We start from the raw sequence: 13,644 nt of genomic DNA on the forward strand, positions 1-13,644 counted from the left end.
GCCTCGCCTTTCGCAAGCCATTGGATCCGCGGGATCCGCGTCTCAGTCAAAACTGGGAATAATGTTGGCCTTGTCGATCATATCGATCGGCAACAGGAACTCATGGTCTTCTACCTGCACCACGACATCCTGTTCTTCTACACCGCGCAGAAGGCCCTGAAAGTTGCGCCGCCCTTCGAAAGGGGAGCGCAGCTTGATCTTCACTTGTTCACCGGCAAATTTTGCAAACTGATCAATAGTGAACAGTGGGCGTTCCATGCCTGGCGAGGAAACTTCAAGGGTGTATTCAACGGAAATTGGATCTTCAACATCCAGGACACCGCTGATCTGACGGCTGACAATTGCACAGTCATCCACCAGCACGCCGCCCTCTTTATCGATATAAACGCGCAACATTGAGTGGCGACCTTGAGCCGAAAACTCAATACCCCAGCATTCATAGCCTAGGGCCACGATCACCGGGGCCAGCAAGGCCTGCAACTCTTCTAGCTTGCTCGACACCTGAACCCCCTCGTGCATGTATGTGCATGCTGTGCAAAATAAAAAAATGGGCGAAACGCCCATCCTTGAAACGCCGTCGAACAGCGGCGTTGAAAGTGTCCAGCTAACAAAAAGCCCCTTAAAAGGGGCTCCGCTAAAACTGGTTGCGGGGGCCGGATTTGAACCGACGACCTTCGGGTTATGAGCCCGACGAGCTACCAGACTGCTCCACCCCGCGACAAAGCTGGGGCGGAAGTATACGACCGATCCCTTGCAGGGTCAATGTAACCTTCCACCTACAAGAAAGCCCGCAACAGCGGGCTCTCCTGATAATTGGTACCGAGAAGGGGACTCGAACCCCTACACCCTATGGGCACAACCACCTCAAGGTTGCGTGTCTACCAATTCCACCACCTCGGCAATACAGCGTTTACAACCCTTCTTACTTCTGCTCTTGAGCTGGAGGCACGTCAGTCGCTGGAGTAGCCGACTTTTGCTCTTGAAGCACCGGGACATCGTCAGAAGCCGGTTTTGCTTTTGGTACTTCCAACACTGCTGGGTTTGGCAAACCTACTTGAGTCAGCACATGAGCTTTCTCTTTAGCAAAGTAACCTAACCCTAAGCTGGTTATGAAGAAACCGGCGGCAAGTATAGCAGTAAACTTACTAAGAAAGGTAGAGGAACCTTGGCTTCCGAACACAGTATTTGAAGCACCTGCACCGAAAGACGCACCAGCATCCGCACCTTTACCCTGTTGCAACAAAACCAGGGCAACTACGCCCAGGGCAGCCAACAGATGAAAAACGACTACGACTGTTTCCAGCATTTTTTCAGTTTCCCGCGGCGCGACAGATCGCACCGAACTCATCTGCATTCAGGGAAGCTCCACCAATGAGCCCCCCATCGATATCCGGCATGCCGAACAGTTCGACCGCATTGGCCGCCTTCACGCTGCCGCCGTATAGAAGACGCACACCTTGTGCGACTTCAGAATTCTCTGCCGCCAACTGCGCGCGGATGGCTGCGTGCACATCCTGCGCCTGTTGCGGTGTAGCAGTCAGCCCGGTGCCGATGGCCCAGACCGGCTCGTATGCAATTACTGCTTTTGCAAACGCACCAACACCCAGCTCCTCGATGATGCTGCCCAGCTGACGCGAGACAACTTCAAGAGTTTTGCCCGATTCACGCTGCTCAAGGGTTTCCCCTATGCACAACACTGGAATCAAGCCACAAGCCTGCGCAGCTGCGAACTTGCGGTTGAGGGTCCCATCACGCTCGCCCATCATCTGACGACGCTCGGAGTGCCCGACAAGCACATAGGAACAACCCGCATCAACCAACTGACTCGGCGAAATCTCGCCGGTCAAAGCACCTTGCATGGGCTCCACCGCAGAATTCTGCGCGCCGACCTGGATCGACTTACCTTTCAAGCCATCAGCCACTTGGTTGATATACAAGCAAGGCGGAAACACCGCGACATCAACACCGCCAGGCAAAGCCAAGTGACGAAGGCCATTGATCAGCTCAGCGACACTGGCGCGGGTACCGTGCATCTTCCAGTTACCAGCTACCATAGTGCGACGCATGCTGTACCCCGTCGGTCAAAGTGGGCGCAGATGTTACCCAACCACATCACCACTGGCAAGCCGAATTCAGGCGCAAACTTCAGTTACCAGTTTTGCCAGGTCTTCGGCATGGCCGCGAACCTGCATTTCGTCCTCTCCCTCGACCATGACCCGCACGAGAGGCTCTGTGCCGGACTTGCGCAATAACACACGCCCACGCCCAGCCATCGCCTGGGTCACGCGCTCGCAAGCCTCCTTGACAGAAGGGTGTTCGATCGGATTTTCGCCACCGGCAAAACGCACGTTGAGCAGCACTTGCGGGCATTTGCGCAGAGCCTGACGCGCCTGCGCCAGGCTCTCGTCACGGCGACGCAAGGCCAGGAGCACTTGCAGTGCAGCGATGATAGCGTCGCCCGTAGTGGTGTGCTGGAAGCACACGATGTGCCCCGAATTTTCGCCGCCCACCAGCCAGTTACGCTCCAGCAGCTCGGCAATTACATAACGATCACCAACGTTGGCGCGAATGAAGGGAATGCCCAACTCCGCCAACGCCAATTCAAGCCCGAGATTACTCATCAGGGTGCCAACGACACCGCCTTGCAGCTTGTTACGCTCATGCAAATCACGGGCAATGATGAACAACAGATCATCGCCATCTACGATCATGCCGGTGTGATCCACCATCAACACGCGGTCGCCATCGCCGTCAAATGCAATGCCCAGGTCCGCATGCTCAGCCAGAACCGCCGCCTGCAGCTGCTCCATGTGCGTGGAGCCGCAGTTGTCGTTGATGTTCAATCCGTTAGGCTGAGCAGACAGCACGGTGACCTGCGCACCGAGCTCCTTGAATACACTCGGCGCTACCTTGTAGGTCGCGCCATGGGCGCAATCGACAACGACCTTCAGCCCGGCAAAATTGGTGCTGCTCGGAACGCTGCTCTTACAGAATTCAATGTAACGGCCGGAGGCATCATTGATACGCGACACCTTGCCCAGCTTGCTCGACTCGACCACCGTCATTGGCGCATCCAGCAGCTCTTCGATCATCAGCTCGATCTCGTCCGGCAGTTTGGTGCCCTGCCCCGAGAAAAACTTGATGCCATTGTCATCGTGCGGATTGTGCGAAGCACTGATTACGATACCGGCCTCAGCGTGAAAGGTACGCGTCAGGTAGGCGATCGCCGGCGTCGGCATGGGGCCCAGCAGCATCACATCGGCACCGGCAGCGGACAACCCCGCCTCAAGCGCGGACTCAAACATGTAGCCCGAAATACGCGTGTCCTTGCCTACCAGGATGCGACATGCGCCCATGCTGCGGAACGCCATGCCTGCCGCCCAACCGAGTTTGAGCATGAAATCAGGGGTAATCGGGTATTCGCCGACCCGACCACGGATACCGTCGGTGCCAAAATATTTTTTAGTCATAAGTACTCCATCATTCTTATTCGGCTGATTCTACAGCGGCAATCATGCGCACCACATCCACCGTCTCGGCTACGTCATGCACACGCAAAATACGGGCACCCTTGGTCACAGCAAGCGCAGCCAGCGCAAGGCCGCCAAACAAGCGCTCACCCACCGGGCGATTCAAGGCCTGCCCTATCATGCTCTTGCGCGAAACACCGACCAACAGGGGCCGACCAAGGGCATGCAGGGCTTCCATATGCTTAAACAGGCTTAAATTATGTTGCAGGGTCTTGGCAAAGCCAAACCCCGGATCGAGGATAATCTTTTCCGGCGCAATGCCCACAGATGCGCATTGAGCGACTCTGTCAGCAAGAAAGCTACCTACCTCGCCAACCAGGTCGTCGTAGTGCGGGTCATCTTGCATATTGCCGGGCTCACCCAGCATATGCATCAGACACACAGGCAGGCCAGTCGCCGCAGCGGCGTCGAGAGCACCGTCACGCCGCAACGAACGCACATCATTGATGAGCCCCGCCCCCAAGCGCGCAGTCTCACGCATCACCGCCGGCGTTGACGTATCCACTGAGATGATCACATCCAGCTCACGGGCGATGCGCTCGACAATGGGCGCCACTCGTTCCAGTTCCTCCACGGGAGAAACAGCACGCGCACCAGGACGAGTTGACTCGCCACCGACATCAATCAACGTCGCGCCGGCAGCCACCATTGAGGCCGCATGACGCAACGCTGCGTCCTGCCGACTAAAGCGGCCGCCATCGGAGAATGAGTCTGGAGTTACATTGAGAATGCCCATGACATGCGTATGGGCCAAATCAAGAACCCGGTTGCCGCAAGGCAACCGGGTGGAGGACGACGCGAAAATCATTTCAAACCTTAATGGTCAGCTGCAGGGCCGCCGATCGGAGCTTCAGGACGCTCGTTCTGCACCACTGGCGGAGTGCCCGAGGTACCCGAGCCTCCTTCCCAATCGCGAGGCTCCCGAGGCGTACGACCCGCCATGATGTCGTCGATCTGATCGGCATCAATGGTCTCGTACTTCATCAGCGCATCAGCCATCGCGTCCAGCTTGTCGCGGTTGTCGGTGAGGATCTGTTTGGCCGTGCCGTAGCACTGGTCAATAATGCTGCGCACCTCGGAGTCGATCAGCTTGGCTGTCTCGCCCGAGAAACTCGCGCTTTGACCGCCGCCGCCACGCCCCAGGAACACCTCACCTTCCTCCTCGGCATACATCAATGGGCCGAGTTTTTCCGACAAGCCCCATTTGGTGACCATATTTCGTGCGATCTGGCTGGCACGCATGATGTCGTTGGAAGCGCCGGTGGTTACACCGTCGAAGCCCAGCGTCATCTCTTCTGCAATTCGACCGCCGTACAGCGAGCAGATCTGGCTGATCAGTGCGCGCTTGGAGAGGCTGTAGCGATCCTCCTCCGGCAGAAACATAGTCACGCCCAACGCACGACCGCGTGGAATGATTGACACTTTGTAGACCGGGTCATGCTCAGGCACAACGCGACCAACGATGGCGTGACCGGCCTCGTGATAAGCGGTGTTCTGCTTTTCTTTCTCGGACATGACCATGGATTTGCGCTCAGCGCCCATCATGATCTTGTCCTTGGCCAACTCGAACTCTTTCATTTCAACGATGCGCTTGCCGGTACGGGCCGCGAACAACGAAGCCTCGTTTACCAGGTTGGCAAGGTCGGCACCGGAGAAGCCTGGAGTGCCACGGGCAATCACGCCCGGCGCCACATCGTCGCCCATCGGCACTTTGCGCATGTGTACTTTAAGGATCTGTTCACGACCACGGATATCCGGCAAGCCCACGACCACCTGGCGGTCGAAACGGCCTGGACGCAACAGCGCAGGGTCCAATACGTCGGGACGGTTGGTTGCGGCAATGACGATAATCCCGTCATTCATCTCGAAACCATCCATCTCCACCAGCAATTGGTTGAGGGTCTGCTCGCGCTCGTCATGCCCGCCGCCCATACCGGCACCGCGATGGCGACCAACGGCATCAATCTCGTCAATGAAGATGATGCATGGCGCGTGCTTCTTGGCCTGTTCGAACATATCGCGAACACGGCTGGCGCCGACGCCGACGAACATCTCGACGAAGTCAGAACCGGAAATAGTGAAGAACGGCACCTTGGCTTCGCCGGCAATCGCCTTGGCCAGCAAGGTTTTACCGGTACCCGGTGGGCCGACCATCAGCACGCCGCGAGGAATGCGGCCGCCCAGGCGCTGGAACTTGCCCGGATCGCGCAGGAACTCAACCAACTCGCCCACTTCTTCCTTGGCCTCGTCGCAACCGGCGACATCAGCCAGGGTTGTTTTCACCTGGTCCTCCGAAAGCAGGCGCGCCTTGCTCTTGCCGAAGCTCATCGGCCCGCCCTTGCCTCCCGCACCACCTTGCATCTGGCGCATGAAGAACATGAACACGGCGATAATCACCAGTATCGGGAAGCTGGCTACCAGGAGCTGGGTCCAGATGCTCTGCTGCTCGGGCTGCTTGCCTTCCACAACAACCTTATTGTCCACCAGGTCGCCGATCAGACCGTTGTCCTGAATGGCCGGACGAATGGTCTTGAAGCTGTCGCCATCAATACGCTTGCCGGTGATTACGTAGCCATCAACCGCTACGCGCTCGACCTTGCCATCCTTAACTTGCTGGATGAAGTCGGAATAGTTGAGGGTCTGCGGCTCGTTAGGGCTGGAGAAGTTGTTCATCACCGTCACCAGGACAGCCGCGATGATCAACCACAGGATCAGATTCTTTGCCATATCGTTCAATTAACTACCCTCTGAAGCAAGCTCCGCTACTGGCGCGCGCTTCGCATGATATTCACCGGCCTAACTTACTACATTACCTACAACTCTGGCAGGCGCCGTCTGTAACCCTTTGTGAAACTTTGACTACACAATAATCGTAAAGCTTCATGACGAAAGCGATATAAAAAAACCTATCGCTCTCCTCGAATTCCTTAAAAACGCTCTTCACTCGCAGCGCCTTCAACGCCGCGGAAGCCGCGGCAGAGCAGATATTGCTCCCGAGACCTGTCTCGGGAAGAGTCAGGCTTGCGCGTTTGTACCTTGTCGAACAGCTTGCGGATGTTCTTGTGGTACTCGTCAAACCCTTCGCCCTGGAAGACTTTCACCAGAAAATCGCCACCAGGACGCAGAACCCGACCCGCCAAATCCAACGCCAGCTCACAAAGGAACATCGCGCGCGGCATATCAACGGCCGGTAATCCACTCATATTGGGGGCCATGTCGGAAATCACAAGGTCTACCTGCGAATTTCCCACAGCCTCGAGAATCTCTGCGAGCACGGTGTCTTGTGTGAAATCACCGTGAACGAAGGTCACATCGGGAATGCTGTCCATTTCCAGGATGTCGGAAGCGATCAAGCGGCCCTGCCCACCAATCAGACGACTGGTCACTTGGGACCAGCCACCCGGAGCTGCACCCAGATCGATAACGCTCATGCCTGGGCGGATCAATTTATCCTTGTCCTGGATCTCCAGCAGCTTGTAGCTGGCCCGGGACCGGTAGCCGTCCTTCTGCGCCTTTTTGACGTAAGGATCATTGAAATGTTCTTGTAGCCACTTAAGGCTGGTTTTGGAACGGGCCACGGGCCACCTCGAAAAATAAAACGGGTCGTGATTAACTGGGCGGTCCCGGACTCGCTCGGGTAAACTGGCCGCCGCTTTTTACAAGATCAGACGCAGGGGTCAGATTATGCCGCTCACTCAAGAGCAGAAGAAACAGTACAAATCCATTGGCCACCATCTGAAACCAGTTCTGATTGTGGCAGACAACGGTTTGACTGAAGGTGTGTTAGCCGAATTTGAACGCGCACTCAATGATCATGAACTGATCAAGATCAAGGTCAATATCCTTGATCGCGAAGCGCGCCTGGCCGCCGTTGCAGAACTGTGCAAGGTGGGCAAGGCGGACCTGGTTCAGGTCATCGGCAAGATGGCGCTGCTGTATCGCAAGAACTTCAGCGTCAACAAGCAGTTGTCGAACGTACATCGCTTCAAGTAGACAACAAGGGTCACGGGCGTGCTTCGCACGCCCCGCCACTCCATCCGGGTGCGGGCTGAATAACCAAAACCAGACCGGAAAACCCCAGCACAAGATAGCTGAACAACTGCCAGCGCAACGCTTCCGGCAGCCAGACATGCACAATGCAATACATTGCACACGCGTACAGCGCCATCAACAGCAACTGGCCACGAATATCCCGCAACAAACTCCCCAAGCCTTCAGCCTTAACCAGCACCAATGCCTGGAGCGTTACGCATGACGCCGCGAAAGCCACCAGCAACCCGCTCAGCAGTCCGTCGATCTCATCGATCAACAGCGGTGCCAGGCCGATCAAACCCAGCGCAGGCAGCACGCCAATGTGCAACAACCACAGGCCACCGACCCAAAGCATTTGGGAGAGCTGCCAAAGCATGGCGCCCGCACGAAGCGGGCGCCGTCTTTCAGATGTGACGAACTTCGACAATCTCGTACTCAATCACGCCGCCAGGGGTTTTCACAGACACCACATCCCCTTCTTCCTTGGCAATCAAGGCGCGGGCAAGCGGTGAACCGACAGAGATCTTGCCAAGTTTGAAGTCAGCCTCGTCTTCGCCCACGATGTGATAAACAACGCGCTCATCCGTCTCGACGTTAGCGATCTCCACAGTCGTGCCGAAGATTACCTTGCCGGTGTGCGGGATGGTCGTGACGTCGATGATCACCGCATTCTGCATGCGGCCTTCGATATCACGGATCCGCGCCTCAACCATACCCTGCTGCTCACGAGCAGCGTGGTATTCGGCGTTTTCCTTCAAGTCACCCAGCTCGCGGGCCGTACCGATGTCCTGGCTCAGCTTCGGACGTACAACCTTGGTCAGATGGGCGTGTTCCTCTTCCAGGGCGCGAGCGCCCTGAACGGTCATCGGGTATTTGGTTATGCTCATGCCTTCAATCCTGCGTGTAGATCCTGCAAGCGACGCACGGTCTTTTCCGGACCGAACTTGAGCGCTTCGCAGATGGCTTCGCCAGCAGCAATGGTGGTGGTGCAGTAAATCTTATGCTGCAAGGCATTACGACGAATGGAGTAGGAGTCCGCGATCGACTGACGACCTTCGGTGGTGTTGATGATCAAGGTAACTTCGTCATTCTTGATCATGTCGACCACATGCGGACGGCCTTCCGTCACTTTGTTCACGCGACGCACTTTCAGGCCGGCAGCTTCGATCAGCTTGGCGGTCCCGGCGGTTGCCACGACTTCAAAGCCCAAGTTGATCAGATCACGGGCCACGCCCGCAACCAGTGGCTTGTCGTCATCACGCACGCTGATAAACGCGGTACCGCCGGTCGGCAGCACTTCGCTGGCGCCCATCTGAGCCTTGGCGAACGCTTCACCGAAGGTATCACCCACGCCCATCACTTCACCGGTGGACTTCATTTCCGGGCCCAGGATCGGATCCACGCCAGGGAACTTGGCGAATGGGAACACCGCCTCTTTCACACTGTAGAAGTTCGGAATGATTTCTTTGGTGAAGCCGATTTCCTTCAGGGTCTTACCCGCCATCACGCGCGCGGCGATCATGGCCAGGGACACGCCGATGCATTTGGACACGAACGGTACGGTACGCGAGGCGCGCGGGTTGACCTCGATAACATAGATGTCTTCGCCTTGCAGCGCCAACTGTACGTTCATCAGGCCGACCACACCCAACTCCAGGGCCATTTTCTTGACCTGTTCGCGCATTTCGTCCTGGATGTGTGCCGGCAGCGAGTACGGCGGCAGCGAGCACGCGGAGTCACCGGAGTGAACGCCTGCCTGCTCGATGTGCTGCATGATCGCGCCGATCACTACATCGGTACCGTCGCAAACCGCGTCCACGTCCATTTCGATGGCGCAGTTGAGGAAGTGGTCGAGCAGCACCGGGCTGTCGTTGGAGACTTTCACCGCGTCACGCAAGTAGCGCTTGAGCTCGTCTTCTTCGTAGACGATCTCCATCGCGCGGCCGCCCAGTACGTAGGACGGACGCACCACCAGCGGGTAGCCGATCTTGCTGGCCGCGCGGATGGCTTCGTCTTCGCTGCGCACGGTGGCGTTCGGCGGCTGACGCAGGTTCAGGCGCTCGACCATTTGCTGGAATCGCTCACGGTCTTCTGCACGGTCGATGGCGTCCGGGCTGGTACCGATGATCGGCACGCCAGCCGCTTCCAGGGCACGCGCCAGTTTCAACGGGGTTTGGCCGCCGTACTGGACGATCACGCCCTTTGGCTTCTCGACACGACAGATTTCCAATACGTCTTCCAGGGTTACCGGCTCGAAGTACAGACGGTCGGACGTGTCGTAGTCAGTGGAAACAGTTTCCGGGTTGCAGTTGACCATAATGGTCTCGTACCCGTCTTCGCGCAGTGCAAGGGCGGCGTGTACACAGCAATAGTCGAACTCGATACCCTGGCCAATACGGTTCGGGCCACCGCCGAGGATGATAATTTTGTCACGGTTCGACGGCGCGGCTTCGCACTCTTCCTCATAGGTGGAGTACATGTATGCGGTGTCGGTGGCGAACTCGGCGGCGCAGGTGTCAACGCGCTTGTAGACCGGGAAGATATCCAGCTTGTGGCGATGGGTACGCAGGTTCTTCTCGGTCACACCCAGCAGCTTGGCCAGACGCTGGTCGGAGAAGCCTTTGCGCTTGAGGCGGAACATCAGGTCGCGGTCGATAGACGAAAGGCCGAGGGTCTTGACCTTCTCTTCTTCCTTGATCAGATCTTCGATCTGCACCAGGAACCACGGGTCGATCATGTTCATGCCGAAGATATCTTCAACGCTCAGGCCGGCACGGAAGGCGTCAGCCACGTACCAGATGCGCTCGGCGCCCGGCACGGTCAGCTCGCGCTTGAGGACGCTCATGCTTTCCGGATTGCTCAGGTCGAGCTTCTCGTCCAGGCCGCAAACACCGACTTCCAGGCCGCGCAGGGCTTTCTGCAGGGACTCCTGGAAAGTGCGGCCAATCGCCATGACTTCACCGACAGATTTCATCTGGGTGGTCAGGCGCGCATCGGCCTTGGCGAACTTCTCGAAGGCAAAGCGCGGCAGCTTGGTAACAACGTAGTCGATAGACGGCTCGAAAGACGCCGGCATAGCGCCGCCCGTGATTTCGTTTTGCAGCTCGTCCAGGGTGTAACCGATAGCCAGCTTGGCAGCGATACGCGCAATCGGGAAGCCGGTGGCTTTCGATGCCAGCGCCGACGAACGCGATACACGCGGGTTCATCTCGATTACGACCATGCGGCCTGTGTCCGGGCAGATGCCGAACTGAACGTTGGAGCCACCGGTTTCAACGCCAATCTCACGCAATACCGCCAGCGAGGCGTTACGCATGATCTGGTATTCCTTGTCCGTCAGGGTCTGCGCCGGAGCAACGGTGATCGAGTCACCGGTGTGCACGCCCATCGGGTCGAAGTTTTCGATGGAGCAGACGATGATGCAGTTGTCCTTCTTATCGCGGACAACCTCCATCTCATATTCTTTCCAGCCGATCAGGGATTCGTCGATCAGCAGCTCTTTGGTCGGCGACAGATCCAGACCACGGGCGCAGATTTCTTCGAACTCTTCACGGTTGTAAGCAATGCCACCACCGGTGCCGCCCATGGTGAAGGACGGACGGATAATGCATGGGAAGCCCAGTTTTTCGAGAACTGCGTTGGCCTCTTCCATGCTGTGGGCGATGCCGGAGCGAGGGCAGTCAAGGCCGATAGACTTCATGGCCTTGTCGAAACGCGAACGGTCTTCAGCCTTGTCGATGGTGTCGGCGTTGGCACCGATCATCTCTACGCCGAATTTTTCCAGGACGCCTTCACGCTCCAGGTCCAGGGCGCAGTTCAGTGCGGTCTGGCCGCCCATTGTTGGCAACAGCGCGTCCGGACGCTCTTTTTCGATGATCTTGGCAACGGTCTGCCATTTGATCGGTTCGATGTAGGTGGCGTCGGCCATGGCAGGGTCGGTCATGATGGTGGCTGGGTTGGAGTTTACCAGGATGACGCGGTAGCCCTCCTCGCGCAGGGCTTTACAGGCCTGGGCGCCGGAGTAGTCGAATTCGCAGGCCTGGCCGATCACGATCGGGCCAGCGCCGAGAATCAGGATGCTTTTTATGTCTGTACGTTTTGGCATGGGTTTGTCACTCAAATCCGCAGGTCAGTCGGCAAGCCGTCTTGAACAATCTTTGAATAGCCTGCGGGGGCCACCGAAGTCAGGGCCACCCGCAAGCCGCTCAGTCAGCGTCGCTTGGCCATCTCATTGATGAAACGGTCGAACAGCGGCGCTACGTCGTTCGGGCCCGGGCTGGCTTCAGGGTGGCCCTGGAAGCTGAACGCGCTCTTGTCAGTGCGTTCGATGCCTTGCAGGGAACCGTCGAACAGCGACTTGTGAATGGCGCGCACGTTAGCCGGCAAGCTCGCCTCATCCACCGCAAAACCGTGGTTCTGGCTGGTGATCATGACAACACCGGTGTCCAGGTCCTGCACGGGGTGGTTGGCACCGTGGTGGCCGTGGCCCATTTTCAGGGTTTTGGCGCCGGAGGCCAGGGCCAGCAACTGGTGACCGAGGCAGATACCGAATACCGGGATCTCGGTTTCCAGCACTTCCTTGATGGCCTGGATGGCGTAATCGCATGGCTCCGGGTCACCCGGGCCGTTGGACAGGAATACACCGTCCGGCTGCAGGGCGAGCACTTCGCTGGCCGGAGTTTGCGCCGGCACGACGGTCACGCGGCAGCCACGCTCAACCAGCATGCGCAGAATGTTGTACTTGACGCCGTAGTCGTAGGCCACAACATGGTATGGCAGGTCGGCGGCATCGATGGTCGCGTGACTGTCGGTCTTCAAGTCCCAGACAGTGGAGCGCCATTCGTACTTCTCTTTGACGCTGACGACTTTCGCCAGATCCATGCCCTTCAGGCCAGGGAACCCTTGCGCCGCGGCAATCGCCGCCTCTTCGGAAATATTCTCACCGACCATGATGCAGCCGTTCTGCGAGCCTTTTTCACGCAGGATGCGCGTGAGGCGGCGCGTATCGATGCCGGCGATCGCCACAACGTTGTTGGCTTTAAGGTAGTCGGAGAGTGACATCGTGTTGCGCCAGTTGCTCGCAACCAGTGGCAGGTCACGAATCACCAGACCGGCCGACCAGACACGATCAGACTCGACGTCTTCCGGTGTAGTACCGGTGTTGCCGATGTGCGGATAGGTCAGGGTAACGATCTGCTGGGCGTAGGAAGGATCGGTAAGGATTTCCTGATAGCCGGTCATGGCGGTGTTGAACACCACCTCTCCAACGGTTTGACCGTCGGCTCCAATGGCTTCGCCGCGAAAAATGCTGCCATCAGCAAGGGCGAGTATGGCTGGCTTAGTCAAGAAGACCTCCCGTAAATAAAGCCTGAAAGGGCGATCGCAGGTTGTAAAAAAGCGGAGTGACGTATGGACACGTCACCCCGCTTCTTCACTGAATTATTCTGCGCGCTTTTAGTGGACACACTAAAGCTGTAGCTTACAGAAAAAGGCTTTTTTGGTCCACCGCTAATGAGCCTTAAAGACAGGGGAACGCGACAGGACGTCGCTTAGCGGGTAAAAACGGGGCCTAAGCATAAGCTTGAGGCCCTGTTTTAGCTACTGATTAGTGCAGATCCAACACGTCGCGCATGTCGTAAAGGCCAGGCTCGCGACCCTCCAACCAGAGCGCAGCACGTACCGCCCCCTTGGCAAACGTCATGCGGCTGGACGCCTTGTGGGTGATTTCCAGGCGCTCGCCTTCAGTGGCGAACAACACGGTGTGATCACCGACAACATCACCACCGCGCACCGTCGCAAAACCAATAGTGTCGCGCGCACGGGCACCGGTATGCCCCTCACGGCCATATACCGCCACTTTAGACAGGTCACGCCCCAGGGCATCGGCGATGGCCTCGCCCATGCGCAACGCGGTCCCGGACGGCGCATCGATCTTGTGACGATGATGGGTTTCGATGATTTCGATATCCGCCTCATCGCCCAGTACGCGAGCAGCCATATCCAGCAGCTTGAGGGAAAGATTCACACCCACGCTGAAGTTCGCCGCGAAGACGACCGGAATATCCTTGCCCGCCTCAACCAG

At 57.6% G+C, this 13,644-nt stretch carries 13 protein-coding genes and 2 tRNA genes; 1 reads left to right on the top strand and 14 read right to left on the bottom strand.

Going from position 1 to position 13,644, the window contains the following annotated elements; all coding sequences use genetic code 11:
- Nucleotides 1-42: 42 nt before the first annotated feature.
- The 9 genes from rimP to rlmE all read right to left on the bottom strand — a co-directional run bounded on the left by rimP (nucleotide 43) and on the right by rlmE (nucleotide 7,108).
- Nucleotides 43-501: a ribosome maturation factor RimP gene (rimP, locus tag Q1V60_RS16390; protein ID WP_159442625.1), complete on the bottom strand. Its 459-nt coding sequence runs from the start codon at nucleotides 499-501 to the stop codon at nucleotides 43-45.
- Nucleotides 502-641: 140 nt separating this feature from the next.
- Nucleotides 642-718: transfer RNA gene (locus Q1V60_RS16395), tRNA-Met, on the bottom strand.
- Between the two features lie 96 nt (nucleotides 719-814).
- A tRNA-Leu gene (locus tag Q1V60_RS16400) sits at nucleotides 815-900 on the bottom strand.
- A gap of 22 nt (nucleotides 901-922) precedes the next feature.
- On the bottom strand, nucleotides 923-1,306 hold the full coding sequence (secG, locus tag Q1V60_RS16405; protein WP_010206600.1) for a preprotein translocase subunit SecG: 384 nt from the start codon (nucleotides 1,304-1,306) through the stop codon (nucleotides 923-925).
- A 4-nt stretch (nucleotides 1,307-1,310) separates the two neighbouring features.
- Nucleotides 1,311-2,066, bottom strand: coding sequence for a triose-phosphate isomerase (tpiA, locus tag Q1V60_RS16410; RefSeq protein ID WP_300632327.1), 756 nt, complete (start codon nucleotides 2,064-2,066; stop codon nucleotides 1,311-1,313).
- Nucleotides 2,067-2,132: 66 nt separating this feature from the next.
- On the bottom strand, nucleotides 2,133-3,470 hold the full coding sequence (gene glmM, locus Q1V60_RS16415; protein WP_300632330.1) for a phosphoglucosamine mutase: 1,338 nt from the start codon (nucleotides 3,468-3,470) through the stop codon (nucleotides 2,133-2,135).
- Between the two features lie 16 nt (nucleotides 3,471-3,486).
- Nucleotides 3,487-4,338: a dihydropteroate synthase gene (gene folP, locus Q1V60_RS16420; RefSeq protein WP_300632333.1), complete on the bottom strand. Its 852-nt coding sequence runs from the start codon at nucleotides 4,336-4,338 to the stop codon at nucleotides 3,487-3,489.
- Between the two features lie 8 nt (nucleotides 4,339-4,346).
- A complete protein-coding gene (gene ftsH / locus Q1V60_RS16425; RefSeq protein ID WP_300632335.1) occupies nucleotides 4,347-6,257 on the bottom strand; it encodes an ATP-dependent zinc metalloprotease FtsH in 1,911 nt (636 codons plus the stop codon).
- A 200-nt stretch (nucleotides 6,258-6,457) separates the two neighbouring features.
- The gene (rlmE, locus tag Q1V60_RS16430; protein WP_065892263.1) at nucleotides 6,458-7,108 is read right to left on the bottom strand and encodes a 23S rRNA (uridine(2552)-2'-O)-methyltransferase RlmE; all 651 of its coding nucleotides are present in this window, start codon (nucleotides 7,106-7,108) and stop codon (nucleotides 6,458-6,460) included.
- Between the two features lie 106 nt (nucleotides 7,109-7,214).
- On the opposite strand from rlmE, the gene Q1V60_RS16435 reads away from it, so the two are divergent.
- A complete protein-coding gene (locus Q1V60_RS16435; protein WP_003176146.1) occupies nucleotides 7,215-7,523 on the top strand; it encodes a YhbY family RNA-binding protein in 309 nt (102 codons plus the stop codon).
- 10 nt (nucleotides 7,524-7,533) lie between these two features.
- On the opposite strand, the gene Q1V60_RS16440 is transcribed toward Q1V60_RS16435, so the two are convergent.
- From Q1V60_RS16440 to dapB, 5 genes are all read right to left on the bottom strand, one after another.
- Nucleotides 7,534-7,938: an MFS transporter gene (locus Q1V60_RS16440; RefSeq protein WP_300632342.1), complete on the bottom strand. Its 405-nt coding sequence runs from the start codon at nucleotides 7,936-7,938 to the stop codon at nucleotides 7,534-7,536.
- Nucleotides 7,939-7,966: 28 nt separating this feature from the next.
- Nucleotides 7,967-8,443, bottom strand: a complete 477-nt coding sequence (greA, locus tag Q1V60_RS16445; protein ID WP_057725061.1) for a transcription elongation factor GreA — start codon at nucleotides 8,441-8,443, stop codon at nucleotides 7,967-7,969.
- Between the two features lie 2 nt (nucleotides 8,444-8,445).
- A complete protein-coding gene (carB, locus tag Q1V60_RS16450; protein WP_300632345.1) occupies nucleotides 8,446-11,667 on the bottom strand; it encodes a carbamoyl-phosphate synthase large subunit in 3,222 nt (1,073 codons plus the stop codon).
- A 104-nt stretch (nucleotides 11,668-11,771) separates the two neighbouring features.
- A complete protein-coding gene (gene carA / locus Q1V60_RS16455) occupies nucleotides 11,772-12,908 on the bottom strand; it encodes a glutamine-hydrolyzing carbamoyl-phosphate synthase small subunit (protein WP_300632348.1) in 1,137 nt (378 codons plus the stop codon).
- A gap of 259 nt (nucleotides 12,909-13,167) precedes the next feature.
- Nucleotides 13,168-13,644: 4-hydroxy-tetrahydrodipicolinate reductase (gene dapB / locus Q1V60_RS16460; RefSeq protein ID WP_300632351.1), on the bottom strand; the 477-nt coding region annotated here is incomplete at its 5' end.

This window comes from Pseudomonas sp. (assembly GCF_030147005.1).
In the GTDB taxonomy this organism is placed as follows: Bacteria; Pseudomonadota; Gammaproteobacteria; order Pseudomonadales; family Pseudomonadaceae; genus Aquipseudomonas.